This is a genomic window from Leisingera sp. SA32, from assembly GCF_056033425.1.
The window spans coordinates 151,109-178,014 of sequence record NZ_JBVYHB010000003.1; the positions used below are offsets into that span (position 1 = coordinate 151,109).

The 26,906-nt window shown below is 65.5% G+C and carries 21 protein-coding genes and 1 pseudogene; 16 read left to right on the forward strand and 6 right to left on the reverse strand.

Translation table 11 applies throughout. The features are described from left to right. The first annotated feature begins 28 nt into the window (after nucleotides 1-28). Genes edd through pgi form a run of 3 tightly spaced genes read left to right on the forward strand, consistent with a single transcriptional unit; the run spans nucleotide 29 to nucleotide 4,107 of the window. Nucleotides 29-1,840: a phosphogluconate dehydratase gene (gene edd, locus AC0IPL_RS05815; RefSeq protein WP_474272716.1), complete on the forward strand. Its 1,812-nt coding sequence runs from the start codon at nucleotides 29-31 to the stop codon at nucleotides 1,838-1,840. A gap of 3 nt (nucleotides 1,841-1,843) precedes the next feature. Continuing rightward, complete coding sequence (gene eda, locus AC0IPL_RS05820) at nucleotides 1,844-2,497, forward strand: bifunctional 4-hydroxy-2-oxoglutarate aldolase/2-dehydro-3-deoxy-phosphogluconate aldolase (RefSeq protein WP_474272717.1); 654 nt, start codon at nucleotides 1,844-1,846, stop codon at nucleotides 2,495-2,497. After that, the gene (pgi, locus tag AC0IPL_RS05825; RefSeq protein WP_474272718.1) at nucleotides 2,494-4,107 is read left to right on the forward strand and encodes a glucose-6-phosphate isomerase; all 1,614 of its coding nucleotides are present in this window, start codon (nucleotides 2,494-2,496) and stop codon (nucleotides 4,105-4,107) included. Before eda ends, pgi begins: the two co-directional genes overlap by 4 nt. 125 nt (nucleotides 4,108-4,232) lie before the next feature. Here pgi and katG read toward each other — a convergent pair whose 3' ends face one another. Further along, entirely contained in the window at nucleotides 4,233-6,452 is a 2,220-nt protein-coding gene (katG, locus tag AC0IPL_RS05830) for a catalase/peroxidase HPI (protein WP_474272719.1), read from the reverse strand. A gap of 156 nt (nucleotides 6,453-6,608) precedes the next feature. On the opposite strand from katG, the gene AC0IPL_RS05835 reads away from it, so the two are divergent. The 3 genes from AC0IPL_RS05835 to AC0IPL_RS05845 all read left to right on the forward strand — a co-directional run bounded on the left by AC0IPL_RS05835 (nucleotide 6,609) and on the right by AC0IPL_RS05845 (nucleotide 9,196). Further along, entirely contained in the window at nucleotides 6,609-7,526 is a 918-nt protein-coding gene (locus AC0IPL_RS05835) for a LysR substrate-binding domain-containing protein (RefSeq protein ID WP_474272720.1), read from the forward strand. Between the two features lie 318 nt (nucleotides 7,527-7,844). Then, nucleotides 7,845-8,465 carry a 30S ribosomal protein S4 gene (gene rpsD / locus AC0IPL_RS05840; RefSeq protein WP_474272721.1) on the forward strand — a complete coding sequence of 207 codons (621 nt, stop codon included), beginning with the start codon at nucleotides 7,845-7,847 and terminating at the stop codon, nucleotides 8,463-8,465. A 158-nt stretch (nucleotides 8,466-8,623) separates the two neighbouring features. Continuing rightward, nucleotides 8,624-9,196 (forward strand): PA14 domain-containing protein, encoded by a 573-nt coding sequence (locus tag AC0IPL_RS05845; RefSeq protein ID WP_474272722.1) that lies wholly within the window; start codon nucleotides 8,624-8,626, stop codon nucleotides 9,194-9,196. Nucleotides 9,197-9,297: 101 nt separating this feature from the next. Here AC0IPL_RS05845 and AC0IPL_RS05850 read toward each other — a convergent pair whose 3' ends face one another. Further along, nucleotides 9,298-9,759: an Lrp/AsnC family transcriptional regulator gene (locus tag AC0IPL_RS05850; protein ID WP_474272723.1), complete on the reverse strand. Its 462-nt coding sequence runs from the start codon at nucleotides 9,757-9,759 to the stop codon at nucleotides 9,298-9,300. Between the two features lie 105 nt (nucleotides 9,760-9,864). Between AC0IPL_RS05850 and AC0IPL_RS05855 the strand changes: the two genes are divergently transcribed. From AC0IPL_RS05855 to AC0IPL_RS05870, 4 genes and pseudogenes are all read left to right on the forward strand, one after another. Continuing rightward, complete coding sequence (locus AC0IPL_RS05855) at nucleotides 9,865-11,289, forward strand: aminotransferase class V-fold PLP-dependent enzyme (RefSeq protein WP_474272724.1); 1,425 nt, start codon at nucleotides 9,865-9,867, stop codon at nucleotides 11,287-11,289. 97 nt (nucleotides 11,290-11,386) lie between these two features. After that, nucleotides 11,387-12,472 carry a histidinol-phosphate transaminase gene (gene hisC / locus AC0IPL_RS05860; RefSeq protein WP_474272725.1) on the forward strand — a complete coding sequence of 362 codons (1,086 nt, stop codon included), beginning with the start codon at nucleotides 11,387-11,389 and terminating at the stop codon, nucleotides 12,470-12,472. Next, nucleotides 12,469-13,389, forward strand: coding sequence for a prephenate/arogenate dehydrogenase family protein (locus AC0IPL_RS05865; protein ID WP_474272726.1), 921 nt, complete (start codon nucleotides 12,469-12,471; stop codon nucleotides 13,387-13,389). Before hisC ends, AC0IPL_RS05865 begins: the two co-directional genes overlap by 4 nt. After that, a pseudogene (locus AC0IPL_RS05870) lies at nucleotides 13,371-14,048 on the forward strand (extensin-like domain-containing protein); the annotation flags it as partial. The gene AC0IPL_RS05865 and the pseudogene AC0IPL_RS05870, both read left to right, overlap by 19 nt. 193 nt (nucleotides 14,049-14,241) lie before the next feature. Here AC0IPL_RS05870 and AC0IPL_RS05875 read toward each other — a convergent pair. Beyond that, nucleotides 14,242-15,240 (reverse strand): DUF2125 domain-containing protein, encoded by a 999-nt coding sequence (locus tag AC0IPL_RS05875; protein ID WP_474272727.1) that lies wholly within the window; start codon nucleotides 15,238-15,240, stop codon nucleotides 14,242-14,244. Nucleotides 15,241-15,307: 67 nt separating this feature from the next. Here AC0IPL_RS05875 and AC0IPL_RS05880 point away from each other — a divergent pair, with 67 nt between their 5' ends. The 3 genes from AC0IPL_RS05880 to AC0IPL_RS05890 all read left to right on the forward strand — a co-directional run bounded on the left by AC0IPL_RS05880 (nucleotide 15,308) and on the right by AC0IPL_RS05890 (nucleotide 18,950). After that, nucleotides 15,308-15,838, forward strand: coding sequence for a gamma-glutamylcyclotransferase (locus AC0IPL_RS05880; RefSeq protein ID WP_474272728.1), 531 nt, complete (start codon nucleotides 15,308-15,310; stop codon nucleotides 15,836-15,838). Nucleotides 15,839-15,914: 76 nt separating this feature from the next. Next, nucleotides 15,915-17,105 carry a biopolymer transporter ExbB gene (locus tag AC0IPL_RS05885; RefSeq protein ID WP_474272729.1) on the forward strand — a complete coding sequence of 397 codons (1,191 nt, stop codon included), beginning with the start codon at nucleotides 15,915-15,917 and terminating at the stop codon, nucleotides 17,103-17,105. A gap of 3 nt (nucleotides 17,106-17,108) precedes the next feature. After that, nucleotides 17,109-18,950 carry a peptidoglycan -binding protein gene (locus AC0IPL_RS05890; RefSeq protein WP_474272731.1) on the forward strand — a complete coding sequence of 614 codons (1,842 nt, stop codon included), beginning with the start codon at nucleotides 17,109-17,111 and terminating at the stop codon, nucleotides 18,948-18,950. Between the two features lie 432 nt (nucleotides 18,951-19,382). On the opposite strand, the gene AC0IPL_RS05895 is transcribed toward AC0IPL_RS05890, so the two are convergent. From AC0IPL_RS05895 to gloB, 3 genes are all read right to left on the reverse strand, one after another. Further along, nucleotides 19,383-20,357 (reverse strand): M23 family metallopeptidase, encoded by a 975-nt coding sequence (locus tag AC0IPL_RS05895; RefSeq protein WP_474272732.1) that lies wholly within the window; start codon nucleotides 20,355-20,357, stop codon nucleotides 19,383-19,385. Next, nucleotides 20,357-22,681 carry an ATP-dependent Clp protease ATP-binding subunit ClpA gene (gene clpA, locus AC0IPL_RS05900; protein WP_474272733.1) on the reverse strand — a complete coding sequence of 775 codons (2,325 nt, stop codon included), beginning with the start codon at nucleotides 22,679-22,681 and terminating at the stop codon, nucleotides 20,357-20,359. The genes AC0IPL_RS05895 and clpA overlap by 1 nt, the downstream gene beginning before the upstream one ends. A gap of 177 nt (nucleotides 22,682-22,858) precedes the next feature. Beyond that, nucleotides 22,859-23,632, reverse strand: a complete 774-nt coding sequence (gene gloB, locus AC0IPL_RS05905; protein WP_474272735.1) for a hydroxyacylglutathione hydrolase — start codon at nucleotides 23,630-23,632, stop codon at nucleotides 22,859-22,861. Between the two features lie 55 nt (nucleotides 23,633-23,687). Here gloB and AC0IPL_RS05910 point away from each other — a divergent pair, with 55 nt between their 5' ends. The 3 genes from AC0IPL_RS05910 to atpA all read left to right on the forward strand — a co-directional run bounded on the left by AC0IPL_RS05910 (nucleotide 23,688) and on the right by atpA (nucleotide 26,903). After that, nucleotides 23,688-24,434: a methyltransferase domain-containing protein gene (locus AC0IPL_RS05910; RefSeq protein WP_474272737.1), complete on the forward strand. Its 747-nt coding sequence runs from the start codon at nucleotides 23,688-23,690 to the stop codon at nucleotides 24,432-24,434. 369 nt (nucleotides 24,435-24,803) lie between these two features. Next, a complete protein-coding gene (locus AC0IPL_RS05915; protein ID WP_474272739.1) occupies nucleotides 24,804-25,364 on the forward strand; it encodes a F0F1 ATP synthase subunit delta in 561 nt (186 codons plus the stop codon). Then, the gene (gene atpA / locus AC0IPL_RS05920) at nucleotides 25,365-26,903 is read left to right on the forward strand and encodes a F0F1 ATP synthase subunit alpha (protein ID WP_474272740.1); all 1,539 of its coding nucleotides are present in this window, start codon (nucleotides 25,365-25,367) and stop codon (nucleotides 26,901-26,903) included. The last annotated feature ends 3 nt before the right edge of the window (nucleotides 26,904-26,906 follow it).

Consider the following 26,906-nt stretch of genomic DNA (forward strand, 5'->3'; position numbering starts at 1 on the left):
CAGGACAGACACCGGAAAGGCATCTGACATGAGCTTGAACTCCACCTTGGCCGCGGTCACGGAACGTATCATCCGGCGCAGCGAAGAGACCCGCAGCACCTATTTGGAGCGGATGCGCGCGCAGGGGCGCAAAGGCCCGGCGCGGGCGCATCTGTCCTGCTCGGGGCAGGCGCACGCCTATGCCGCCGCTGGCCCGGACCAGTCTACCTTGGCGGAGGCCACCACCGGCCATCTGGGCATTGTCACCGCCTATAACGACATGCTGTCGGCGCATCAGCCGTTTGAAACCTATCCCACCCTGATCCGTGACGCGATCCGCGCGGCGGGTGGCACCGCACAGGTGGCTGGCGGCGTGCCTGCGATGTGCGATGGCGTCACCCAGGGCGAGGCCGGCATGGAGCTGAGCCTGTTTTCCCGCGACACCATCGCCATGGCCACCGGTGTTGCGCTCAGCCATAATGTGTTTGACGCGTCGGTCTACCTCGGGGTCTGCGACAAGATCGTACCGGGCTTGGTGATCGGCGCGCAGGCTTTTGGCCATGTGCCGGCCGTGTTCCTGCCGGCGGGGCCGATGACCAGCGGGCTCGCCAATGACGACAAGGCCAAGATCCGCCAGAAATTCGCCGCCGGCGAAGTCAGCCGCGCCGAATTGCTGAAGGCCGAGATGGCCGCCTACCATGGCCCCGGCACCTGCACATTTTACGGCACCGCCAACACCAACCAGATGCTGATGGAGTTCATGGGCCTGCACCTGCCCGGCGCCTCCTTTGTCAATCCCGGCACCCCCCTGCGCGAGGCGCTGACAGTGGAGGGCGCAAAACGCGCGCTGTCGCTCAGTGCGCTGGGCAACAACTACACCCCGGTCTGCGATGTGCTGGACGAAAAGGCCTATGCCAACGGGATTGTCGGGCTGATGGCCACGGGTGGCTCCACCAACCTGCTGATCCACCTGATCGCCATGGCGCGGGCCGGGGGCATCATCCTCGACTGGCAGGATTTTGCAGAGCTGTCGGACGTGGTGCCGCTGCTGGCGCGAGTCTATCCCAACGGGCTGGCAGATGTGAATCATTTCCACGCCGCAGGCGGGTTGGGGTACATGATCGGTGAGCTGTTGAAATCCGGCTACCTGCATCCCGATACCCGCACCGTCGCGGGCGAGGGGCTGGAACATTACGTGCAGGAACCCTTCCTGGGCGACGAGGGGCTGACCTTCCGCGCTGGCCCCAAGGAGAGCCTCAACGACAAGGTACTGCGCCCGGCCTCGGATCCGTTCCAGAAAACCGGCGGGCTGAAGCGGCTGACCGGCAACCTCGGCACCGCGGTGATGAAGGTCTCGGCGGTGGCTCCTGAACATCACGTGGTCGAAGCGCCCGCGCGGGTGTTCCACGATCAGGAGGAGGCCAAGGCCGCCTTCAAGGCAGGCGAGCTGGCAACGGGCGACGTGATCCTGGTGCTGCGTTTCCAGGGGCCAAAGGCCAACGGTATGCCGGAACTGCACAGCCTGACACCCTTCCTCGGCATCATGCAGGGGCGCGGCCAGAAGGTGGCCCTGGTCACCGACGGGCGCATGTCCGGGGCGTCGGGCAAGGTGCCTTCGGCGATCCACGTGGTGCCGGAGGCGCTGGATGGCGGACCGATTGCAAAAATCCGCGATGGTGACATGCTGCGGGTGGATGCCAAGACCGGCAGCCTCGAGATCCTCGACCCGACCGTGCTGGAGCGCGAGGCTGTCACTGCCGATCTGTCGTCTTATCAGCACGGCACCGGACGGGAGCTGTTCTCTCTTTTCCGCCGCTCGGTCGCATCGGCCGACCAAGGCGCAAGCGTATTTGGAGTATAAGAAATGGTCATGACCGCGAAAGAAGCCAGCCTGCGGACCTGCGAAATTTGTGCCATGGCGCCGATCATGCCGGTGCTGGTGGTTGATGATGCCGCCCACGCCCGTCCGCTGGCAGAGGCGCTGGTCGCGGGCGGTCTGCCCGCACTGGAGGTGACCCTGCGCACGGCGGCGGCGCTGGACGTGATCCGCGAGATGGCGCAGGTGCCCGGCGGCGTGGTCGGGGCTGGCACGCTGGTCACCCCCGCCGATGCCGAGGCCGCCAAGGCGGCGGGCGCGCAGTTCGGCGTCTCTCCCGGTGCCACCGATGCGCTGCTGGACGCCTGCGAGGAGATCGGCCTGCCGATCCTGCCCGGCGCTGCCACCGCCAGCGAGGCGATGCGCCTGCTGGCGCGCGGCTATGGCATGCTCAAGTTCTTCCCGGCGGAGGCGTCGGGTGGAGCGCCCGCGCTCAAGGCGATCGGCGCACCGCTGCCACAGATTTCCTTCTGCCCCACCGGCGGTGTCAGCCCGGCCAATGCCGACAGCTACCTGAGCCTGCCCAACGTGGTCTGCGCCGGTGGCAGCTGGGTCGCGCCCAAGGATCTGGTGCAGGCCGGTGACTGGGACGCCATCAAGCAATTGGCGGCTGAGGCCAGCCAGCTGGGCCGCGACTCATGACCGGCGCCTGGACCACGCTGGAACAGCTGCATACCGCCGCCTCGGGGCGTCTGATCCTGTCGCTGTTCGATGCCGACGCCGGGCGTTTTGACGGCTTTTCAGCCGAGGCAGACGGGCTGCTGCTGGACTACTCCAAGACCAACATCGACGCGGCCACCCGTGCCGCGTTGCTGGACCTGGCCGCGGCGACGGATGTCGCTGCCAAGCGCGACCAGATGTTTGCCGGTGGCATTGCCAACATCACCGAAGGCCGCGCCGTGCTGCACAGCGCCTTGCGCGCGCAGGGCGGCGATCCGCTGCCGGTCGACGGCGCGGATGTGCGCCCCGACATCGCGGAGATGCTGCAACGGCTGGAAGAGTTTTCCGAAGGCGTGCGCACGGGCGCCATCGCGACCCCGGCGGGGCGTAAATTCACCGATGTGATCAACATCGGCATTGGCGGCTCCGACCTCGGCCCGCTGATGGCGGTGCGCGCGCTGGCACCCTATCACGACGGGCCTCGCTGCCATTTTGTCTCCAACGTCGATGGCGCCCATGTGCGCGACACGCTGGATCGGCTGAACCCGGAAACAACGCTCATCATCATCGCCTCCAAGACCTTTACCACGGTGGAGACGATGACCAATGCCGCCACCGCCATCCGCTGGCTGGAAGGCGCGGTGGGCCAGCAGGCGTCCGGCCACCTGGCGGCCGTCTCCTCGGCGCCGGACAAGGCGGCGGAGCTGGGCATCACGGCAGACCGCGTATTCGGGTTTGCCGATTGGGTCGGCGGGCGTTATTCGCTGTGGGGGCCAGTTGGGCTGCCGATCATGCTGGCCATCGGGGCCGCAGATTTCCGCGACTTCCTCGCGGGCGGCGCGGCGATGGACCGGCATTTCTGCACCGCTGAGGCAGAGCAGAACCTGCCGCTGATGATGGCGCTGGTCGGGATCTGGCACAACAATATCTGCGGCTATGCCTCGCGGGCGGTGCTGCCTTATGACCAGCGGTTGGAACGGCTGCCCGCCTATCTTCAGCAGTTGGAGATGGAAAGCAACGGCAAGCGCACCAGGATCAATGGCGAAACCGTCGACCGTGCGACCTGTCCGATTGTCTGGGGGGAGCCTGGTACAAATGGTCAGCACGCGTTTTATCAGCTGCTGCACCAGGGCACCCAGATCGTGCCCGCCGAGTTCCTGATCGCTGCCGAAGCGCATGAACCGGACCTTCAGCACCACCACGACCTGTTGAAGGCCAATTGCCTCGCCCAGTCCGAAGCGCTGATGTGCGGCCGGTCGCTGGACGAGGCCCGCGCGCTTGCCGCCAACGCGACGCCCGCAGGCGGCATCGACAGCGAAACCCTGGCCCGTCACCGCAGCTTTCCGGGCAACCGGCCTTCTGTCACGCTGGCGTACCGCAAGCTGACGCCGTTTGTGCTGGGCCAGATCATCGCACTTTATGAGCACCGGGTGTTTGTCGAAGGCGCGATTTGGGGCATCAACGCGTTTGACCAATGGGGCGTCGAGCTGGGCAAAGAACTGGCAAATTCGCTGCTGCCGATGGTGCAGGGGGCGTCGGCCGAGGGCAAGGACGGCTCCACCCGCGGACTGCTGGACAAACTGTCGGGCTAGGCTGCGCGGCTGATGCGCCCTTATGCTGGCAAGGCGCAACCGCAGCACAGAAAAAGGGGGCGCATCGGTCGATCCGATGCGCCCCTGGTTGTTTGCCGACCCCGCCGCGGCGGGGCCGCACCGGATCAGGCCGCCAGATCGAAGCGGTCCGCCTCCATCACCTTGACCCAAACAGCGACAAAGTCGTGCACGAATTTGCCGACGCCATCATCCTGGGCATAGACCTCTGCAAGGGCGCGCAGCTGCGAGTTGGAGCCGAACACCAGATCGGCCCGGGTTGCCGTCCATTTCGGCGTGTCGGTGGCGCGGTCCCGGCCTTCATACAGCCCGTCCTCCGTGGGCAGCCACTTGGTGCCCATATCGACGATGCCCCGAAAGAAATCGGTGCTCAGAACCCCGACGCGATCGGTGAACACCCCATGGCGGCTGTCGCCATGGTTGGCGCCCAGCACCCGCAGCCCGCCCAGCAACGCCGTCATTTCCGGCGCGCCAAGCCCCAGCAGCTGGGCGCGGTCGACCAGCAGTTTTTCCGCCGGGATGCTGTACGTGCCCTTCTGGAAGTTGCGGAATCCGTCCGCTTCCGGCTCCAGCACGGCAAACCCCTCAATGTCGGTCTGCTCCTGGCTGGCGTCGGTGCGGCCCGGTGTGAACGGCACCTCGATCGGGTGGCCTGCCGCACGTGCGGCCTCTTCCACCGCGGCACTGCCCGCCAGCACGATCAGATCGGCCAGCGAGACTTTCTTGCCCGCCGTGGCGGTGGCGTTGAAATCGCTCTGGATCTGCTCCAGGACATCCAGCACACGGGCCAGCTGTTCGGGCTGGTTTGCCTCCCAGTCCTTTTGCGGCGCCAGGCGGATACGCGCGCCATTGGCGCCGCCGCGATAGTCCGAGCCGCGGAAGGTCGAGGCCGCACCCCAGGCCACTGAAACCAGCTCCGGCACCGTCAGGTCGGATTGCAGGATGCGGGTCTTCAGTTCCGCCACGTCACTGTCATCCACAAGCGCGTGATCGACAGCAGGCAGCGGATCCTGCCAGATCAGATCCTCGCTCGGCACCTCGTCGCCGAGATAGCGCGCTTTTGGCCCCATGTCGCGGTGGCACAGCTTGAACCAGGCGCGGGCAAAGGCATCGGCGAACTTCTCCGGGTTGGCGTGATAATCGCGCGAGATCTCTTCATACACCGGGTCCATGCGCAGCGACATGTCGGCGGTGGTCATCATTGGCGGGTGCATCTTGTTGGGGTCATGGGCGTCGACCACCATATGCTCCGGCTTCACGTCCTGCGCTTCCCACTGATGCGCGCCTGCCGGGCTTTTGACCAGCTTCCACTCGTAGCCGAACAGCACGTCGAAATAGCCCATGTCCCAATTGGTCGGATTGGGTTTCCAGGCGCCTTCAATGCCGCTGGTGGTGGTGTCACTGCCGTTGCCGACACCGTGGGTGTTGATCCAGCCCAGGCCCATGTGCTCGACATCCGCCATCTCGGGTTCAACCCCGACCAGACCGGCGTCGCCAGCCCCATGCGCCTTGCCAAAGGTGTGCCCACCGGCCACCAGCGCCACGGTTTCCTCGTCATTCATGCCCATGCGCGCAAAGGTGTCGCGCACATCAAAACCAGAGGCGATCGGATCCGGGTTGCCGTCCGGCCCTTCCGGGTTCACGTAGATCAGCCCCATCTGCACCGACGCCAGCGGGTATTCCATTTCGCGCTCGCCGGAATACCGGCTGTTGGGTTTGTCGCTGGTGGCCAGCCACTCGGTCTCCGAGCCCCAGTAGATGTCCTCCTCCGGTTCCCAGACGTCCGCGCGGCCGCCGCCAAAACCGAACACCGGCCCGCCCATGGATTCGATCGCGCAATTGCCCGCCAGGATCATCAGGTCCGCCCAGGAGATCCGGTTGCCGTATTTCTGCTTGATCGGCCACAGCAACCGGCGCGCCTTGTCGAGGTTGCCATTGTCCGGCCAGCTGTTCAGCGGCGCAAACCGCTGGTTGCCCGTGTTGCCGCCGCCCCGGCCATCGGCGCTGCGGTAGGTGCCGGCACTGTGCCAGGCCATGCGAATGAACAGACCGCCGTAATGGCCGTAATCCGCAGGCCACCAGTCCTGGCTGTCGGTCATCAGGGCGTGCAGGTCTTTCTTCACGGCCTCCAGATCAAGCTTCTTGAACTCTTCGCGGTAGTTGAAGTCGGCGCCCATCGGGTTCGACTTCGCCGCGTGTTGATGCAGGATCCGCAGATCCAGCTGGTTGGGCCACCAGTCCTGATTCCTGGTGCCGCCGCCGCGGGCGGTGTTATGCGCCGAGCCGTGCATTACCGGGCATTTTCCTGCGGGGGTGTTGCCGTCCATTTTAGTCTCCGATCGTGGCTGCATTTCTTGTTGCGATTCGTGTCAGGCGGCGGATCCGCTACTATCCCAAGCCTGTGCGACGTTCTGGAGAGACACTAGCAGAGGAAGTCGATTGGACTAAGTTGCATTTTCTCATCGCAGTGATAGGTATTTCCTATGATAAACGTGACTCTGCGCCAGATGCGCTATTTCGAGGCTTTGGCCCAGCACCGCCATTTCGGCCGCGCAGCGGACGCCTGCGCCGTGTCGCAGCCTGCCCTGTCGGTTCAAATCAAGGAGTTGGAGGAAATGCTGGGCGTGCAGCTGGTGGAGCGGGGGGCGCGTCAGGTGCGGCTGACCAGCCTGGGGGAGGATCTGGTGCAACGGGTGCGCGGCATCCTGCGCTCGGTGGATGAGCTGGGAGAGTTGGCGCGGGCCTCGCGCGACGGGTTGGCGGGGCGGCTGCGGATCGGGGTCATTCCGACCATCGCGCCCTATCTTTTGCCGGCCATCGTGGCCACGCTCGCCCGTGACCACCCCGAAGCCGACATCCGCATACGCGAGACTGTGACGCCGAAACTGCTCAAGGAACTGGGGGAGGGCAGGCTGGATACCGCCATAGTCGCCTTGCCGGTCTCGGAGCCGGCGTTTGAGGAGGTGGCGCTGTTCAGCGAGCGTTTCGTACTGGTGCGCCCGGACCGCGACGCGCAACAGCCGGTTCCCGGCCCGGAAGGCTTGCGCGAAATGCGACTGCTGCTGCTGGAAGAGGGGCATTGTTTTCGCGATCAGGCGCTGTCGTTCTGCAACATGCAGTCCGTCGCCCCGCGAGAGCTGCTCGACGGCAGCTCGCTGTCGACGCTGGTGCAGATGGTCGGCGCTGGCATCGGCGTGACGCTGATCCCCGAAATGGCGATCCCGGTGGAAACCCGCTCGGCGGCGGTGTCGGTTGCACATTTTGCCGATCCGCAGCCTGCGCGTACCATCGGCATGATCTGGCGCCGCAGCAACCCCCTTGCGCGGCAGCTGACCCAAGTGGCAGAGGTTGTGCGCGACACCGCCCAAACCCTGTACGGCGCGGCCCCGGCGCAGGACTGAAACCCTACCAGCAGGCGGGGCTGCCACGGACGCGGCGGGCGGGCAGGGAACTTTTCGCCAAATCCGGCCAGGTGGATGTTGACTCTGCCCCAGCCCCCTATATAAGCGCGGCTTCATTGGTGTTGGTGGCCCCCGCAAGGGGATGCCTGTCATGCCCGGATCCTGGATGCGGAGCAAGAGGACAACGCCCTTCGATTGTTGCAGAGGCTCCTGGAACAGGCGAACACAAACGGCGTGGCGGCGAAAGCAGCTGCAGCCCGGACAGTGGGACCCGGTTTTCGGAAACAGCTGCAACGCCCCTAAAGAAGGAGATCAGCCGTGACCAAACGCACGTCTGCCAAGTACAAAATTGACCGCCGTATGGGCGAAAACATCTGGGGCCGCGCCAAATCCCCGGTGAACCGTCGTGAATATGGCCCCGGCCAGCACGGCCAGCGCCGCAAGGGCAAACTGTCCGACTTCGGCATCCAGCTGCGCGCCAAGCAGAAGCTCAAGGGCTACTACGGCGACCTGACCGAAAAGCAGTTCCGCCGCATCTACGGCGAAGCCGAGCGTGTGAAGGGCGACACCGGTGAAAACCTGATCGGCCTGCTGGAGCGCCGCCTGGACGCGGTCGTCTACCGCGCCAAGTTCGTTCCCACCGTCTTTGCCGCCCGCCAGTTCGTCAACCACGGCCACGTGACCGTGAACGGCAAGCGCGTCAACATCCCCTCCTACCGTGTGAAAGAGGGCGACGTGATCGCAGTCCGCGACAAGTCCAAGCAGCTGGCCGTCGTGCTGGAAGCCGTGGGCCTGGCAGAGCGTGACGTGCCGGATTACCTGGAAGCCGACCACTCCAAGATGACCGCAACCTTCGTGCGCACTCCCGGTCTGGGCGACGTGCCGTACCCGGTCGTGATGGAACCGAACCTGGTCGTCGAATTCTACGCCAAGAACTAAGCTGCTGCCCCATCGGGCATCTGGCTGGAAGGGCTGTCCTGCGGGGCGGCCCTTTTTCGTGGCGGCAACGCGCCGGAACGTGGCGAAACGCAAGTTTCTTATGGTGGGCCGCGGCGGATGGCTCTACGCTTGGGTCAAAACCAGACCGGGAGTGTAGGATGAAATTCATTGCAGGGGCGGTCTCGGCCGCCGTAATCGCCTTCTCCGCCGCCGCTGCCTTTGCGGCCCCGCTAAAGCTGACGCCCGCGAGCCCACAGCCCGGGTCGGTCTCTCCAGGGCTGGCGGTGACCTATGCCTACCCGCAGGACGTGAAATCCCTGGCGCAGGCGGAATGGGCGCTGAAATCCTATGGCGAGCCCGGCCGCCCCATTGCCGGTCTCGACAATCGCGACACCGCCGAGGGCGAGCCGACCCTGACCTCCAAACGCGCGATGCATGTGGCGGCGCGCATCACCGGCTACGTGCGGCTGGACAAGCCAGGGGTTCACACCATCGATTTCCTGACCAACGACGGGCTGCTGGCCCGCATCGGCGGCCAGGTGGTCGGAAAGTTCGACGGCCGCCAATCCTGCGACAGCACCATCCAGACCGAGGTCGAGGTGCCAGCGGCGGGCTGGTATCCGGTGGACATCCTGTACTTTCAGCGGCTCGGTACCGCCTGCCTTCACATGCGCATGGGCCCCAAGGGCAAGCGCCCGTCATGGATGAAGGACAGTGCCTTCGGTCACTGATCGGCGCGCGCCGAACGACATTCGATGCCGCACCCTCTTTCTGGTTTGAAATACTCCGGGGGAGCGGCCGCAGGCCGCGGGGGCAGCGCCCCCATCCCTGCCTACAATGGCAGCGGTCGCGCCTCAGCAATCGCTTCCATCGCGAAATAAGACGTCACGCTGTCCAGTTCGACGCCCGCAATCAGGCGTTGATACACCCTGTCATAACTGGCCATGTCCTGGGTCACCACCTTCAGCTGATAGTCGTAATCGCCGCCGATGCGGTGAAAATCCACCACTTCGGGAATGGTCAGCACGTGGCGGCGAAAGCGCTGCAACCAGTCCGCCGAATGGTGCCGGGTGCGCAGCATTACAAACACCACCAGATCCAATCCCAGCGCCGCCCGGTCGATCCGCGCGGTGGAACCTTGCAGCAGACCCCTGTCGTTCAGCGCCTTCAGTCGTCGCCAGCAGGCATTCTGCGACAGCCCGACCTTTTCCGCCAGCTCGCGCTGGGACAGGCTGGCGTCCAGTTGTAGTGCCCGCAGAATGCTGCGGTCAATTTGATCTATCGTTTGACTCATCTGTAGATCATACGACACATAGTTGAAGCAAGCCACTCAGAGATTGATAAACTTTTTCCGCCTTCCGGCGTTCATGATGTCCCCGCAGCACAACGGAGGCACCACATGACCCTGTCCGCATTCAAGCACCTCATCGTAACCGCCGCACAGGACGGCAGCCTCGCGCAGGGGCTGATCGGCGAGGGCACGATGATCCCCGGTCTCGATGGCGAGGTGCCGCTGGTCTATGCCGATTACGTCGCCTCAGGTCGCGCCTTGCGCCAGGTTGAGAATTTCGTCGCCGACGCGGTGCTGCCCTTTTATGCCAATTCGCACACAGAGGCCTCCTACTGCGGCTCCCACATGACCCGCCTGCGCCGCGCGGCCCGCAGCGAGATCGCCCGCCTGACCGGCGCCATGGAGCAGGACGCGGTGATCTTCACCGGCTCCGGCGCAACTGCCGGGCTGAACCGGCTGGTCAGCCTGCTCGGTGTCAACGAGGCGGTGCGCCCGGTGGTCTTCGTCGGCCCCTATGAACATCACTCCAACATTCTGCCGTGGCGGGAAAGCAAAGCCACCGTTGTCGAAATCCCCGAGGCCGCGGAGGGCGGTGTTGATCTGGCAGCGCTGACGCGCGCGCTGTTGGATCATGCTGACAGCGATCTGAAAATTGGCAGTTTTTCTGCCGCCTCCAATGTCACCGGTATTCTCACCGACCCGGATCCCGTCAGTCGCCTGCTGCACGAACACGGCGCGCTGGCAGTCTGGGACTTTGCCGGTGGCGGCCCGTATTTGCCGATCGACATGGGCGCGCAGGGTGCCGCGCGCAAGGATGCCGTGGTGGTCTCTCCGCATAAGTTTCCCGGCGGCCCCGGCGCCTCTGGCGTGCTCGTCGTCAACAGCGCCGCGGTGCGCCGCCGCTGCCCGTCCTGGCCCGGTGGGGGCACCGTCAGCTTCGTGTCGCCCTGGCATCACGAGTACAGCCGCGACCTTGCCGCGCGGGAAGAGGCGGGCACCCCCAATGTGATCGGCGACATCCGGGCGGCCCTGGCGTTTTTGGTCAAGGAGGCCGTCGGCAAGCCCGAGATCGAAGCCCGCGAAGCACGCTATGCGCAGATGGCCTGGGACGGCTGGGCCGATAATCCGCGGCTGCGCATCCTTGGCCCCCGCGCGGCGCACCGGTTGCCGATTTTCTCCTTCCTGGTGACGGACGCCACAGGGACGCCGGTGCACCAGCAGCTTTTCACCCGCATGCTCAGCGATGTCTGTGGCATCCAGGCGCGCGGCGGCTGCGCCTGCGCCGGGCCATATGCGCACCGCCTTCTGGGCATAGGCGAGGCCGAATCTGCCGCCCTGTTCAACGATCTTCAGGCGGGTGAGGAAATGAAGAAGCCCGGCTGGGTGCGCTTGAATTTTTCCTACCTGATGTCGGAAGAGACCGCGCAATACATCATCGACAGCGTCAACGCGCTGAGCGCGCGCGCGGGCGACATCGCGCCGCGCTATGGTGCCGATCCCGAAACGGCGCGGTTTCAGGCACGGGTCGCCTGACGGTGGCGGTCGGGCCGGGGCGGAGGGGCGGCATCTTGGTGCTTCCCCAGCCCGCCTTGGCCCGTTATGACGGGCAGGAATTATCGGAGCCCGTATTATGACCAAACTCACACCGCAGCCCGGCATCATGGATATTGCTCTGTATCAGGGCGGGGCTGCCCATGTGGCGGGGGTGAGCAACGTGGTGAAGCTCTCCTCGAACGAGAACCCGCTTGGCGCCAGCCCGCGCGCGGTGCAGGCGATGCAGGACGCGGCGGCCAATATGCACCTCTATCCCAGCTCGGATCATGCAGCCTTGCGCCAGGCCATCGGCGAGGTTCACGGGCTGGCGCCCGAGCAGATCATTTGCGGCGCTGGAAGCGACGAGATCATCGCCTTTCTCTGCCAGGCCTATGCCGGACCGGGGGATGAGGTTCTGTTCACCGAACACGGCTTTGCCATGTACCGCATCAGCGCGCTGGCAGCTGGCGCCACCCCGGTGGAGGTGCCCGAGCACGAGCGCGTGACGGACGTGGATGCGCTGCTGGAAGGCTGCACAGACCGCACCCGTCTGGTGTTCATCGCCAACCCCAACAACCCCACCGGCACCATGATCAGCGCGGGCGAGGTCGCCCGGCTGGCCGATGGCATCCCCGCGGGCGCGCTTCTGGTGCTGGACGGCGCCTATGCCGAATACGTCGAAGGCTTCGACGGCGGCGCATCTTTGATCGCCGCGCGCAGCAATGTGGTGATGACCCGCACCTTTTCCAAGATCTACGGACTGGGCGGTGCGCGCATTGGCTGGGCTTATGGCCCGCGTGAGATCATCGACGTGCTGAACCGCCTGCGCGGCCCCTTCAACGTCTCCAGCACGGCACTGGCCGGGGCAGAGGCCGCGGTGCGCGACACCGACTACCTCGTCCACTGCCGCGCCGAGAACGCCAAATGGCGGAGCTGGCTGGCCAATGCGCTGGCGGAACTCGGGGTGCCCTCGGATGTCTCCAGCACCAACTTCATTCTCGCCCGCTTCGGCAGCCAGGACGAAGCAGAGGCCTGCGACGACTATCTGCAATCGCAGGGTCTGATCGTGCGCCGGGTGGCGGGCTACAAGCTGCCCAACGCACTGCGCATCACCATCGGAGATGAGGCCGCTTGCCGCCGTGTGGCCGCCGCCGTGAAATCCTTTAAAGAGGGTCAGGCATGAGCGACCAGGTTTACGACCGTGTCGCGCTGATCGGGCTGGGGCTGATCGCCTCCTCGATGTTCTGGGCGATGAAGCGCGCTGGCCTTGCGGGCGAGGTCACCGGGTTCGCCCGCAGCAGCGAGACCCGCGAGACAGCCCGCCGCATCGGCCTGTGCGACCGCGTCTGCGACAGCGCGCGCGAGGCGGTGCAGGATGCCGATCTGGTGGTGCTTTGTGTGCCGGTGGGGGCGATGGGGGCCGTGATGGACGACATCGCACCGGTGCTGAAGCCGGGCGCGACGGTGTCCGATGTGGGCTCGGTCAAACGCCATGTCATCGACGCGGTGCAGCCGCGCCTTCCCGAGGGCGTGCATTTCGTCCCCGCTCACCCGCTGGCAGGCACCGAACACTCGGGCCCCGAATCCGGCTTTGCCGAACTTTTCGACAACCGCTGGTCGCTGCTGGTCCCGGTGGAGGGCACCGATCCCGAAGCCACCGCCCGCCTGCGGGCCCTGTGGGAGGGCATAGGCGCCAACGTCGATGAGATGGACGCCGATCACCACGATCTGGTGCTGGCAGTCACCTCGCACACACCGCATCTGATTGCCTATACGATGGTGGGCGTCGCCGACGATCTGCGCCGTGTGACCGACAGCGAAGTCATCAAATACTCCGCCGCCGGTTTCCGCGACTTTACCCGTATCGCCGCCTCCGATCCGACCATGTGGCGCGATGTATTCCTCACCAACAAGGACGCAACGCTGGAAATCCTGGGCCGCTTCACCGAGGAGCTGTTTGCCCTGCAGCGCGCCATCCGGACCGGGGACGGCGCGCACCTGCACGACTACTTCACCCGCACACGTGCCATCCGCCGTGGCATCATCGAGGCGGGACAGGACACCGACGCGCCGGACTTTGGCCGGGGTCAGAAGAAATGATCCGCGCGGGCGCGCTGCTGGCGGCGCTGCTGCTGGCGCCCGCCGCAATCGCGGACCCGCAGCCGCAGCCCGCCGCGGCGCCGATGCCGCAGGTTGCGCATGTAACGGAGGTGCTGTTCGGCCGCAAGAAACGGCGCGATGGGTCGGTCTGCGGCGATGTGGAGATACAGGGCGACGCCTTCGGCGAAGTGGCCGGTGCGCTGCCCGGCTGCGGCGCCAAGGATGCGGTTCGGGTGCGCGCCATTTCTGGCGTCCGGCTCAGCCAGGCGTCGCTGATGACCTGCGATACGGCCCGCGCGCTGAAGACCTGGATCACCCGCGAAGTGGCCACCGCCTTTGGTCGTCGCAACAGGGTGGTGGGCCTGCGGGTGGCGGCCCATTACGCCTGCCGCACCCGCAACAACCGCCCCGGCGCGAAGATTTCGGAACATGGCCGGGGGCGGGCGATCGACATCTCCGGCTTCACGCTGGAAAGCGGCGAGACGATCACCGTGCTGCGCGGCTGGCAAAAGCGCAAGACCCGCCGCAAGCTCAGGAAGATCTGGCGCGCCGCCTGCGGTCCCTTCAGCACCGTGCTGGGGCCAGAGGCGGACCGCTACCACCGCGATCACTTCCACCTCGACGTGGCCCGCCACCGCGGTGGCGCCTATTGCCGCTAGGTCTCGGGCGTCCTCTTGCCGAAATATCCCGACGCGCGAAGCAGAAGCTCGGATCCCTGGGACTGCAAACCGGCGCACCCACGGGGACGCTCCCGCGCCTGAAGATGCCCTGACGGGCCTATTACAGCCTTGGGCCCGGCGCGCTGCGCGCGCCTGTCCGCTTGCGGCGGGGCTGCGCCCACAGCCGGGCGGTTCAGCGCAGGATCAGACGGGGCGCCGGGCCCAGCGGCAGCGGGCCGAGCATCACCTGGTCGTCGGCAAAGCCCAGGGTAATGTCCAGATGCTGCGGGTTGCCACCGGCCTGCGCCAGAAGGCCCAGCACCCGCTCCGCCGAACGGCGCAGCGCCGGTGGCAGCACGCCGCCGCGTTCCGCCAACGACAGGATTTCGCGCCAGTTTTCTGCCCGCAAGGCGATGTCGCCCGTGGCGACACCCTGCGCGTCCACCGTCAACGCGCCGCTGGCCTTCAGCCGCAGCGCGCCCCACCGGGCCTCTGCCAGCGCAAGGTCGATGCGGCGGGGTTGCGGCCGTCGCTGTTCCAGCGCGCTGCGATCCCAGGGGCGGTCAAACGTCACCGCCGCTTGCAGCGTCAGAGTCTCCAGCGCCTCCGGAAGCTCCGGTCCGGCGGCCAGCCGCCGCCGCCAGTGTTCGCCGGGTACCATACCGCGGGCATGCGCCTGCACCTGATAGGTTTCAGGGCTTTCGGTCTGCACCATCCGCAGCTTCAGCGTTTGCGCCGCCAGCAGCCTGTGGTCGTCCATCGTGACCTGCCAGCGCCCGGACGTCAGCCCCAGCGTCTCCAGCGTCAGCGCCGTGCCGGGCGCAAGATGCAGCTGCGCCGTCAGATCCTGCGCCACAATCACCGCCGTCTGATCGAGATAGGACAGCCGCTGCGCCGTGTCCGCAAAGCGCAGAGTCAGCGCGCCCGGCCACAGCGCCGGGCTGTCCAGCGCCAGCCAGTCCGCGCGCCACGCTGTGCCGGTGCCGGGGTCGGCCAGCACGGGCCGACTGATCCGGGCGCTGTGGCGCCACGGATAGCCGCCCGTATCCAGCGTCGCGTATTCCGCCTGCCAGCCCTGTGCCCGCCGCGCCTCGAACCACGCGCCCAGCCCCGCGCGCAGGCCCCAGCCCGCCACCGCCCAATACAGGCTCCACAGCAACAAACCGGCAAGCAGCAGTTTCATCAGGCGCATTGCTTAACCTCTTTTGTCCGGAGTGGGATTGCTGTTTATAGGGGCAGAGCAGAAAGGGCCAGACAGCATGACGATGTGGGTATTCGGGTACGGATCGCTTCTTTGGAATCCCGGTTTTCCGGTGGCGCGGCGCGAGGTGGCGGTGCTGCATGGCTACGCGCGCTCCTTCTGCATGAGCTCGATCCACCACCGCGGCACCGAGGACCATCCGGGCCTGGTGCTGGCGCTGGATGAGGTCCGGGGCGCGCATTGCAAGGGGCTGGCGATGGCGGTGGAACCGGGCCAGGAGGCGCAGACCCTGACCTACCTGCGCGAACGCGAGCTGATCTCTTCCGCCTATGTGGAGCGAAACCTGGAGGTCGAACTGGCCGATGGCAGGCGGGTGACGGCGGTGACCTATGTGATCGATGCCGATCACGTGCAGTACTGCGGCGGCATGGGGCTGGAGGAGCAGGCCCGGATCATCGCCCATGCGGTTGGCGGGCGTGGGCCGAACACCGAATACCTGTACAATACCGCAGACCATCTGTCCGAAATCGGCCTGCATGACGTCGACCTTGACTGGCTGGCCCGGCGGGTGCGGGAAATCACCGCATAAAGCCTTGGCGCTGCAAGCACTTTGCTTATAGGCTGCAAGCGAGACAAGAGCAGACAACCGGTCAGGACCTAGGACGATGGCGCAGCCAGACCGCAAGACGCGGCCGCAATTCTCACAGCCGGTGCGGCAGATCATCATGATGCTGATCGCGCTGGGGCTTTCGGGCTTCGGCGCCTTTGTCGCCCTGCCGCGGGTACTGCCGGTGTTTGAGGCCAACCCCTGGCTCAACGGCTTTATCGTCTTTGTGTTTGTGATCGGCGTGCTGGCCTGCTTCTGGCAGGTGGTGCAGCTGATCGGCTCGGTGCGCTGGATCGAACGATTTGCGTCGGGCGACAGCCAGGAGCACCGCCGCCCGCCGTCGATGCTGGCGCCGCTGGCCTCCCTCCTGGCAACGCGCAGCGCGCGGATGCAGCTGGGCTCGGCCTCGACCCGCTCCATTCTTGACTCGGTCGCCAGCCGCATCGACGAGGACCGCGAGATCACCCGGTATATCGTCAACCTGCTGATCTTCCTTGGCCTGCTGGGCACATTCTACGGCCTCGCCACCACCGTGCCGGCGGTGGTCGACACCATCCGCAGCCTCGCGCCCCAAGAGGGGGAGGCCGGGCTGACGGTCTTCAACCGCCTGATGACTGGCCTCGAGGCGCAGCTGGGCGGCATGGGCGTTGCCTTTGCGTCGTCCCTGTTGGGGCTGGCAGGATCGCTGATCGTGGGCTTGCTCGAACTTTTTGCCGGCCACGGCCAGAACCGGTTCTACCGTGAGCTGGAGGAATGGCTGTCCTCGATCACCCGCGTCAGCTTTGCCTCGGGCGAGGACGGGGCGGGTGACAGCAGCGTGGTTTCACAGGTGCTGGACACCATGGCCGAGCAGATGGACGCGTTGCAGGCGATGTTTGCCGAAACCTCCGAAGGGCGCGCGGCGGTGGATCAGAAGCTGGGCGATCTGGTGGACACCATCCAGGACATGAACCGCCGCCAGGAACGGACCGGCTCCGTTACTGCGGCGCTGGACCGGGTGGCAGTGGGGCAGGAGGCGCTGACCGAAATCCTGCGGGCGCAGAGCGAGCAGGGCGGCATCGACGCCGAAAGCCGCATGCGGCTGCGCTCCATCGATGTGCAGATGCTGCGCATCCTCGAAGAGATTTCGGCCGGTCGTCAGGAAAGCCTGTCGGAGTTGCGCAAGGACATCGACCTGATGATCAAGGCCTTTGCCCGCCCGCGCGGATTGTCGCGCGGCGGTGTCTCCGACCGCAGCGCGGGGGAGTGATCCATGGCCCTGTCGCGGCGCACAGGACAGCGGTTTCAGGCGTCGATCTGGCCCGGCTTCGTGGATGCGATGACCGGGCTGCTTCTGGTGCTGATGTTCGTGCTGACCATCTTCATGGTGGTGCAGTTTGTGCTGCGCGAGACCATCACCGGCCAGGAAAGCCAACTGGATGAGCTGTCGGCAGAGGTGAGCGCACTGGCTGCTGCCTTGGGCCTGGAAGAACGCGAAAACCGGCGCTTGCAGGCGCGGATGGGGGCGCTGACCTCGACGTTGAACACCGCGCAGACGGATCTGGAACAGGCGCAGGGTCGAATTGCGGCGCTGTCCGCCGAACGCGACCGCCAGGCGGAGGAGCTGGCCGAGGCCACAACCCGCATCACTGATTTTGAGGCGCAGGTGGCGGCGCTGATTGCCAGCCGCGATGCGGTGCAGGCGCGGGTTGCGGACCTCAGCGCGGAACGCGACAGCCTACAGGCGGCGCGCGATGAATTGCTGAGCGAACAGGACGCCCTGAACGTTGCGCTGGCCCAGGCCCGCGATGAGCTCGACGCCGAGGCCGAAGCGGCCCGCCGGGCGGCCTCTGAGCGCGAGGCAATGGAGGCGCTGATCTCCAGCCTCGAAGCCGAAGGCGCGCAGCAGTCGGAACGGATCAGCGGCTTGCAGGAGCGGCTCGACGCGACCGAATCCGCCCGGTTGCTGGAAGCCGCTGCCGCCGAGGCCCTGCGCGAAAAATTGCAGGACGCCGATGCCGAGCTGACGGCGATGACCCTGGCGCTGGAGGCGCAGCGGCAGGAGGCGGAGGACACGCTGACCCTCCTGGCAGCAGCTGAGGCCGCGCGCAAACAGCTGGACGCGCAGCTGGCGCAGCTGGAAGCCGCGCGCGCGACAGCCGACAGTGAGGTGGCGCAGCTGTCCGCCGATCTGGCCGAGGCACGGGCGGCCCTGTCGGTGGCAGAGGCCGACGTGGATGAGCTGGACGTGCTGCGCCAGCGGCTCTTGGATGCGGTGGCGGCGCAAGAGACCGCCGAGGCCCGCGTGGCAGAGACCCTGAGTCGTGCCGAGGAACGTGAAGCCCTGTTGGCGCAAGCGCGCGAGACCCTGTCGCAGGAAAAAGCCGTGTCCGAGGAGGCGCGCCGCGAAACTGCGCTGCTGAACCAGCAGGTGGCGGCTCTGCGTGAACAGTTGGGCAGCCTGCAAGCGCTGCTGGATGATTATCAGGACCGCGATGCGGCGCAGCAGGTGCAGATGCAGAATCTCGGTCAGGATCTGAACGCAGCGCTGGCCCGCGCCGCATCGGAAGAGCGCAAACGCCGCTTTCTGGAGGAGGCCGAACGCAAACGCCTGGAAGCCGAGGCAGAGGCGCTGTCCAGCAAGGCGCAGGACCTGGAGCGCTACCGTTCTGAGTTCTTTGGCCGGTTGCGGGACCTTCTGGGCAATCAGGAGGGCGTACAAATCCAGGGGGACCGCTTTGTCTTTGCTTCTGAGGTGCTGTTTGCGCCGGGCAGTGCCACCCTGTCACCGGCCGGCAAGGTAGAGATAGCCAAGGTGGTGTCGATCCTGCAAAGCGTGGTGGCGGCGATCCCGCCGGAGATCAACTGGATCATCCGGGTGGACGGCCACACTGATGACACGCCGCTGGGCACGCATCCCAAGTTTGCCGATAATTGGGAACTGAGCCAAGGGCGGGCGCTGTCGGTGGTGCGGTACATGGTCGAGGCGCTTGGGGTGCCGCCGTCGCGGCTGGCGGCGAACGGCTTTGGGGAATATCAGCCGGTGAACACGGCAGGCACGCCCGAGGCCCGCGCCCAGAACCGTCGGATCGAACTGAAGTTCACCGAGAAATAGCGCGCCGACTCCGAGTGGCTGCGCCGCGGACCGACGGGACGGGCCGATTGGCGCGCCAGGAGGGAAAACTCGGCAGCAAACCATTTGGTGAAAATCACCGGGCGAAAATCACTGGCGCACATCAGCGGGCGCGCGGCGCACTGCCCCGCGGGGTGCAACCCGCTTCACTGTTGGAGACAGACTGCTCCGGTGCGGAGACAGAACACTAGTTACACACGGGTTGCGGCCCCGCCGGGCAGCAGGGCATGTCTAGATCTATTGCGTTTTCCAGGGGAAGCAAATCTGCGGCGCAAGGGGTGCGCTTCCGGTTTTGCCGTGGGCTCCCGCCAGGCGCACGACCCTGATCGGGCCGATTTGCCTGTTGGGCCGCGCAGCCGCCGGGGCTTGCGCCCCGGCGGCTGCGGAGGTGCCATACCGTGGCCGCGGCGCGGGTCAGCGCGGTGGGATGTCCATGCTGTGGGTGACGCTGTCGATCACCTGCCCGTTGCGCAGCAGCCGGGCGGTGCCGGTATAGTGGCCCGCAGGCCAGCTGCCGCCGCGCAGCCGCCGTCCGGCGGCGCGGAAGAATTGCGCTTGGTTGCGGTTCAGCGTCGCGCTTTGATCGACCAGCGCACCAGCGGGACCGGTCACGGACAGCACCAGCCTGTCCCCGGTGCGGCCCCCGTAGGCATAGGCCCAGAACACCAGCGCAGGCGCATCCGCGGCCAGCGGGGTCTGATCGGCGTCGCCCTGCTTGATCGTGTCATACTCCGGCACCGCGCTGCTGAAACCGGTCCCCAGCATTCCGCCGGGCTGATAGCTGGGCGCCGGCTCCGCCCACAGCGTGCCTTGCGCAGGCGCGCCACAGCGGTCCGGGCTGGCGGGCGCAAACGGATCCACCACAGCGCCATCGCGGCGCACTGACAGATGCAGATGGGGGAATTGGGTTTTGCCCGACAGCCCAACCGCGCCGAGCACATCGCCCGCGCGCACCTTCATGCCGCTTTGCACCCGGATCGAGCCGCGTTTCATGTGGCAGTACTGGGTCTCCCAGCCGTCGGCGTGGCGCAGAACGACGCCGTTGCCGCATTCCTTGCCCTTGATGGCGGCCCCGGTTTCATCCGTGGCATAGGTATCGGCCATCGAGTCGCGCACCCCGCGCACCACACCATCCGCTGCCGCACGCACCTGAACACCCGCCTGCATGTCAGACAGGTAGGGCAGGGCGATGTCGGTGCCCTTGTGCCCCTCATAGCTGAGGCTGCCGCAGGTGAAATCGGTGGCCTCGGGGCTGGGGTCATGGTCGACGAACTGCTGGATGTGGCAATCCTCGCCCAAGGTGCAGTCCACCGGAAACTGCAAACGGAAATCGCCCGCCGCGACAGGCGCGGCGAGCGTCATAGTTGCGATCAATGCCGTCAGGCGCATCACTCGGCGGTCAGCAGCGGCGGCTTGTCACCGGAAATGCGCGGCTTGCTCGGCCCTTCGAGACGGAGCTCCAGTTTGCCGTCCTTGATGCCGACCTGTACCACGCCGCCCTTGGTCAGCTTGCCAAACAGCAGCTCCTCGGCCAGCGGCTTCTTGATGTGCTCCTGAATGACCCGGCCCAGCGGGCGCGCACCCATGCGGTCGTCGTACCCCTTGTCGGCCAGCCATTCGGCGGCCTTGCGGGTCAGCTCGATCGAGACATTGCGGTCCATCAGCTGGGCTTCCAGTTGCAGCACGAATTTCTCGACCACTTGCAGGATCACCTCTTTTCCCAGCGGAGCGAAGGAGATCACGGCATCCAGACGGTTGCGGAACTCCGGCGTAAAGGTGCGCTCGATCGCGGCGGTGTCTTCACCCTCGCGGCGGTCGCGGCCAAAGCCGATGGCGGCTTTCGCCATATCCGACGCACCGGCGTTGGAGGTCATGATCAGGATCACGTTGCGGAAGTTCACCGTGCGGCCGTTGTGGTCAGTCAGCTGGCCGTTGTCCATCACCTGCAACAGGATGTTGTAGACGTCCGGGTGGGCTTTCTCGATCTCATCCAGCAGCAGCACGCAGTGCGGGTGCTGGTCGACACCATCGGTCAGCAGGCCACCCTGGTCGAACCCGACATAGCCCGGAGGCGCGCCAATCAGGCGCGAGACCGCGTGCTTCTCCATGTATTCCGACATGTCAAAGCGCAGAAGCTCCACGCCCAGCTGGTCCGCCAGCTGCTTGGCCACTTCGGTCTTGCCGACACCGGTGGGGCCTGCAAACAGGTAGTTGCCGATCGGCTTCTCCGGTTCGCGCAGGCCCGCGCGGGCCAGCTTGATGGCGCTGGACAGGGCGGTGATGGCATCGTCTTGGCCAAACACCACGCGCTTCAGGGATTTCTCCAGATCCTTCAGCACCTCGGCGTCGTCTTTCGACACGTTCTTGGGCGGGATGCGGGCGATCTTGGCGACCACGGCCTCGATCTCCTTGACGCCGATGGTCTTGCGGCGCTTGGCCTCCACCACCAGGTGCTGCGCGGCGCCGGCCTCGTCGATGACATCGATGGCCTTGTCCGGCAGCTTGCGGTCGTTGATGTAACGCGCCGACAGCTCCACCGCGGTCTTGATCGCATCGCCGGTGAACTTGATGCCGTGGTGGTCCTCGAAATAGGGTTTCAGCCCTTTCAGGATCTCGATGGAATCCTCCACCGTCGGCTCGTTCACGTCGATTTTCTGGAACCGGCGCGACAGGGCGCGGTCCTTCTCGAAATGCTGGCGGAACTCCTTATAGGTGGTGGAGCCCATGGTGCGCAGCTTGCCGCCCTGCAACGCAGGCTTCAGCAGGTTCGACGCATCCATCGCACCGCCGGATGTCGCACCGGCGCCGATCACGGTGTGGATCTCATCGATGAACAGAACCGCGTCGCGGTGGTCCTCCAGCTCGGTGACCACGGCCTTCAGGCGTTCCTCGAAATCACCGCGGTAGCGGGTGCCGGCCAGCAGGGCGCCCATGTCGAGCGAGTAGATGGTGGTTTCCGACAGAACCTCAGGCGTTTCGCCAGCCACGATCTTGCGCGCCAGCCCTTCCGCGATGGCGGTCTTGCCGACACCGGGGTCCCCCACCAGCAGCGGATTGTTCTTGCGGCGGCGGCACAGCACCTGAATGCAGCGCTCCACCTCCTGGTCGCGACCGATCAGAGGGTCGATGTCACCGTCCCGCGATTTTGCATTCAGATCAACGCAGTACTTCGCCAGTGCCGATTCTTTCTTCTCGCCCTCGGTGGTGGCGGTCAGCCCGTCGTCCTCCGGCTCGGAAGCGCCGGAAACCGGGCGCGCCTCGCCATAGGCGGGATCCTTGGCCACACCATGGGCAATGAAGTTGACCGCGTCGTAGCGAGTCATTTCCTGGTCCTGCAGGAAATAGGCCGCGTCGCTTTCACGTTCGGCAAAGATGGCGACCAAAACATTGGCACCCGTCACCTCGGTGCGGCCGGAGCTTTGCACATGGATGGCGGCGCGCTGGATCACCCGCTGGAAGGCGGCGGTGGGCACGGCTTCGGAGCCATCCACGTCGGTGACCAGATTTGCCAGGTCCTCATCCACGAATTCCACCAGCGCGGATCGCAATTCGCTCAGGTCGACGCTACAGGCGCGCATCACGCGGGCGGCGTCGGGTTCGTCGATCAGGGCCAGGAGCAGATGCTCCAGGGTTGCGAATTCATGACGGCGTTCATTCGCCAGCGCCAGCGCTGCGTGAATGGCCTGTTCCAGGGTGCTCGAGAATGAAGGCACGGGCGTGCTCCTCTGATCTTGGGTTGGCCGGTGGAGCGGTATTAACCAACTCCTCAGTTCAACCATGTGCTTATAAGGTTAGAGTTTGGTTGATAGAGCGCCGGCTTCAAGGTCTTTTCTTCATTTTGCGGTCACATTTATTTTGGCCCTGTTGCGCGCGGATACCGCCTGTTTCTGTCAGAAATCATCCTTGCGTTTGCGAATCTCTGCAAAAACTTCTGCGTCTTCAGCAGCTTCCATGCCCAATGCAGCGCGGATCGCGGGGTCGTGCGGGCGCAGGAAGGGATTGGTGTCCAGTTCCAGTTGCAGCGAGGAGGGCACCGTGGCGCGGCCTGCCTCGCGGGCTGTGGCGATATCGTCGAGGCGGGCCTGCAACGCCGGGTTGCCGGCATCAATCGTCGCGGCAAAGGCGCCATTGGCTTGGGTGTATTCGTGGCCCGAATAAACCATGGTCTGCGGCGGCAGTGCTGCCAGTCGCGACAGGCTGGCCCACATCTGCTGAGGCGTGCCCTCGAACAGGCGGCCGCAGCCCAGTGCCATCAGGCTGTCGGCAGTGAAAACGGCCTCAGTGCCGGGCAGGTAAAACGCCACATGGCCGACCGTGTGGCCCGATACGTCCCAGACATGCACCGTCTCCCCCATCAGCGAAAAGCTCTCGCCGTCGCGCACCATCTGGTCCAGCGGCGGCAGCCGGTGGGCATCGGCGCTGGCACCGATCACCTTGGCACCATAGGTCTCGCGCAGCGCCGCCACCCCGTCCACGTGGTCCCAATGATGATGGGTCAGCAGGATCCAGTCCAGCCCCCAGCCGCGCGCCGACAAGGCCGCCTTCACGGCCTCAGCCTCGGGCGCATCGACCAATGCGGTTTCACCCGACTTGGGATTATGGATCAAAAAGGCATAGTTATCCGACAGGCAGGGCAGGGTGATGATCTCAAGAGGCATGGTCATTCGCCTTTACATTGCTAAACTGACCTCAGATTGGCCGAAGCAGCAGGCGCCCGCAATGCATCTTGATGTTCAGGATCTCAGGAACTTCTATTACCGCAGCACGCTGGGCCGGGCGGCGCAGGCGTCGATCCGTGGGCGTCTGCAACAGCTGTGGCCAGAGGCCGCCGGGCTGACGGTGGCGGGCTTCGGCTTTGCCGCGCCGCTCCTGCGTCCTTACCTGCCCGAGGCGCGCCGGGTGATGGCGCTGATGCCGGGCCCGCAGGGGGTGATGCAATGGCCGGCCGGTCAGCCCAATGTCTCGGTGCTGTGCGAGGAAACCAGCTGGCCGGTGGAGACCGGCCGCATCGACCGGCTGGTGCTGCTGCACGGGCTGGAGACCTCGGAGCGGCCGGGCAAGTTGCTGGAAGAATGCAGTCGGGTCCTGGGGCCAGGGGGGCGGGCGATCTTCATCGTGCCCAACCGGGCGGGCCTGTGGGCGCGGTCGGACCTGACACCGTTCGGCTTTGGCCGCCCCTATACGTTGCGCCAGCTGGAGGGGCAGCTGCGCGATCACGACTTCACCATCGAACAGCACACCGCCGCGCTCTACCGGTTGCCCAGCAACAGACGTTTCTGGCTGAAGTCCGGCGCGATGCTGGAACGCATGGGCAACCGTTTGCCCGCGATGCTGGCGGGGGGCGTCTTCATGGTGGAGGTCAGCAAGCACACCCACCCGCAAAAGGGCCACATTGTCCGCCCGCGCGCGCCGAACCCGATCCGGGTGCTGGAGGGCTTGTCGAACCCGCTGCCGGAACCGGCCTGAACCTGCCCCGATTTGGTTTCCCAAAATCCGCGTTGCTCTGAAAGGGGGGCTGACGCGGGGCTGCGGCGGCGCTGGTGTAACGATTTTGCGGCGGATTCGGCCGTTCGGAATCGCGAATTGCTGAGGTTCCGTGGCAGTTTTTGCGGAATATATTGCGGTCAAAGGGCCGCACTCGCCGCAAGTGTTTGAAAACTTGGGGAACTCGCATTCTTTCAATACCGTTATAGACAGTTGATAGGTCGCATCCGCTCTGCTAGACCCACGCTGATTTCAACGCCCCGCTGCCTAGGGCGGGCTGACTCACGCCCCCGGACGCCGTCTGTTGCCAGGCATGCCAACCGGGGCCAAAAACATATCGGAAGGGTGGACGTGTCCGAACCAGCTTCGATTTCTGCAGGCATTGCTGCGCGCTATGCCACCGCGGTGTTCGACATCGCGGAAGAGAACAAGGCGCTCGACAGCCTTGAATCCAGCATCAATGATCTGGCAGCCGCGCTGGCTGACAGCGACGACCTCAATAGCCTGATCCGCTCTCCGCTCATCTCGCGCGAGGAGCAGGGCGCCGCGATCACCGCCGTGGCAGACAAGATGGGGCTGGACCCCGTCCTGCGCAACACCCTGGCGCTGATGGCCGACAAACGCCGCCTGCACGTGCTGCCCGCGCTGCTTGACGCGCTGCGTGCCCGGCTCGCTGACGCCCGCGGTGAAGTCACCGCCGAGGTGACCTCCGCCAAGGCGCTGACCAAAGCCCAAAGTGAAAAGCTGGCCAAAACTCTGGCGGCGCGCGTGGGCAAGAAAGTCACCATCAATGCCACCGTCGATACCTCCATCATCGGCGGACTTGTCGTTAAAGTGGGCTCGAAGATGATCGACAGCTCGATCCGCTCCAAGCTCAACTCCCTACAGAATGCAATGAAAGAGGTCGGATAAATGGGTATCCAAGCAGCAGAGATTTCTGCGATCCTGAAAGACCAGATCAAGAATTTTGGTCAAGAAGCCGAAGTGGCGGAAATCGGCCGCGTGCTGTCCGTCGGTGACGGTATCGCGCGTGTCTACGGCCTCGACAATGTTCAGGCCGGCGAGATGGTCGAATTCCCCGGCGGCATCATGGGCATGGCGCTGAACCTCGAAGCCGACAACGTCGGTATCGTGATCTTCGGCTCCGACCGCGACATTAAAGAAGGCGACACTGTCAAGCGCACCAACTCCATCGTGGACGTGCCGGTTGGCAACGGTCTGCTGGGCCGCGTTGTGGACGGTCTGGGCAACCCGCTGGACGGCAAGGGCCCGATCACCGACGTCACCCGCGGCATTGCCGACGTGAAGGCGCCGGGCATCATCCCGCGTAAATCGGTGCACGAACCGATGGCGACCGGCCTGAAATCCGTCGACGCGATGATCCCCGTTGGCCGTGGCCAGCGTGAGCTGATCATTGGCGACCGTCAGACCGGCAAGACTGCGATCGCGCTCGACACCATCCTGAACCAGAAGTCGTACAACGACGCTGCTGGCGACGATGAGTCCAAGAAACTGTACTGCGTCTACGTCGCCGTGGGCCAGAAGCGTTCCACCGTGGCGCAGCTGGTGAAGAAGCTGGAAGAAACCGGCGCGATGGACTACTCCATCGTGGTGGCCGCAACCGCGTCCGACCCGGCACCGCTGCAGTTCCTGGCCCCCTATGCCGCAACCGCAATGGCGGAATTCTTCCGCGACAATGGCCGCCACGCGCTGATCATCTATGATGACCTGTCCAAACAGGCCGTGGCCTATCGTCAGATGTCGCTGCTGCTGCGCCGCCCGCCGGGACGTGAAGCCTATCCGGGTGACGTGTTCTACCTGCACTCCCGCCTGCTGGAGCGTTCGGCCAAGCTGAACGAAGACTTTGGTGGTGGTTCGCTGACCGCGCTGCCGATCATCGAAACCCAGGGCGGCGACGTGTCCGCGTTTATTCCGACCAACGTGATCTCGATCACCGACGGTCAGATCTTCCTGGAAACCGAACTGTTCTACCAGGGTATCCGCCCCGCCGTGAACACCGGTCTGTCGGTGTCGCGTGTTGGCTCCTCGGCCCAGACCAAGGCGATGTCCTCCGTGGCCGGCCCGGTGAAACTGTCGCTGGCCCAGTACCGCGAAATGGCGGCCTTTGCCCAGTTCGGCTCCGACCTGGATGCCGCCACCCAGCAGCTGCTGGCCCGTGGTGCGCGCCTGACTGAGCTGATGAAGCAGCCGCAGTACTCGCCGCTGACCAACGCGGAAATCGTCTGCGTCATCTTTGCCGGCACCAACGGCTACCTCGACAAGGTCGACGTCAAGGACGTGGGCCGCTACGAGGCTGGCCTGCTGAGCCACCTGCGCGGCAAACATGCCGACCTGCTCGCCGACATCACCGAAAACGATCGCAAGGTGAAGGGCGAGCTGGCTGACAAGATCAAGGCTGCGCTGGACGAGTTCGCCGCTAGCTTCGCTTAAGGG

Coding starts and splice junctions, on each gene's coding strand:
- AC0IPL_RS05880 (WP_474272728.1), top strand. CDS start 15,308: ATGACGATGTGGGTATTCGGGTACGGATCGCTTCTTTGGAATCCCGGT.
- AC0IPL_RS05855 (WP_474272724.1), top strand. CDS start 9,865: ATGACCCTGTCCGCATTCAAGCACCTCATCGTAACCGCCGCACAGGAC.
- pgi (WP_474272718.1), top strand. CDS start 2,494: ATGACCGGCGCCTGGACCACGCTGGAACAGCTGCATACCGCCGCCTCG.
- AC0IPL_RS05850 (WP_474272723.1), bottom strand. CDS start 9,759: ATGAGTCAAACGATAGATCAAATTGACCGCAGCATTCTGCGGGCACTA.
- AC0IPL_RS05835 (WP_474272720.1), top strand. CDS start 6,609: ATGATAAACGTGACTCTGCGCCAGATGCGCTATTTCGAGGCTTTGGCC.
- eda (WP_474272717.1), top strand. CDS start 1,844: ATGGTCATGACCGCGAAAGAAGCCAGCCTGCGGACCTGCGAAATTTGT.
- AC0IPL_RS05845 (WP_474272722.1), top strand. CDS start 8,624: ATGAAATTCATTGCAGGGGCGGTCTCGGCCGCCGTAATCGCCTTCTCC.
- gloB (WP_474272735.1), bottom strand. CDS start 23,632: ATGACCATGCCTCTTGAGATCATCACCCTGCCCTGCCTGTCGGATAAC.
- katG (WP_474272719.1), bottom strand. CDS start 6,452: ATGGACGGCAACACCCCCGCAGGAAAATGCCCGGTAATGCACGGCTCG.
- AC0IPL_RS05895 (WP_474272732.1), bottom strand. CDS start 20,357: ATGCGCCTGACGGCATTGATCGCAACTATGACGCTCGCCGCGCCTGTC.
- edd (WP_474272716.1), top strand. CDS start 29: ATGAGCTTGAACTCCACCTTGGCCGCGGTCACGGAACGTATCATCCGG.
- AC0IPL_RS05885 (WP_474272729.1), top strand. CDS start 15,915: ATGGCGCAGCCAGACCGCAAGACGCGGCCGCAATTCTCACAGCCGGTG.
- AC0IPL_RS05875 (WP_474272727.1), bottom strand. CDS start 15,240: ATGCGCCTGATGAAACTGCTGCTTGCCGGTTTGTTGCTGTGGAGCCTG.
- AC0IPL_RS05910 (WP_474272737.1), top strand. CDS start 23,688: ATGCATCTTGATGTTCAGGATCTCAGGAACTTCTATTACCGCAGCACG.
- atpA (WP_474272740.1), top strand. CDS start 25,365: ATGGGTATCCAAGCAGCAGAGATTTCTGCGATCCTGAAAGACCAGATC.
- hisC (WP_474272725.1), top strand. CDS start 11,387: ATGACCAAACTCACACCGCAGCCCGGCATCATGGATATTGCTCTGTAT.
- AC0IPL_RS05890 (WP_474272731.1), top strand. CDS start 17,109: ATGGCCCTGTCGCGGCGCACAGGACAGCGGTTTCAGGCGTCGATCTGG.
- AC0IPL_RS05865 (WP_474272726.1), top strand. CDS start 12,469: ATGAGCGACCAGGTTTACGACCGTGTCGCGCTGATCGGGCTGGGGCTG.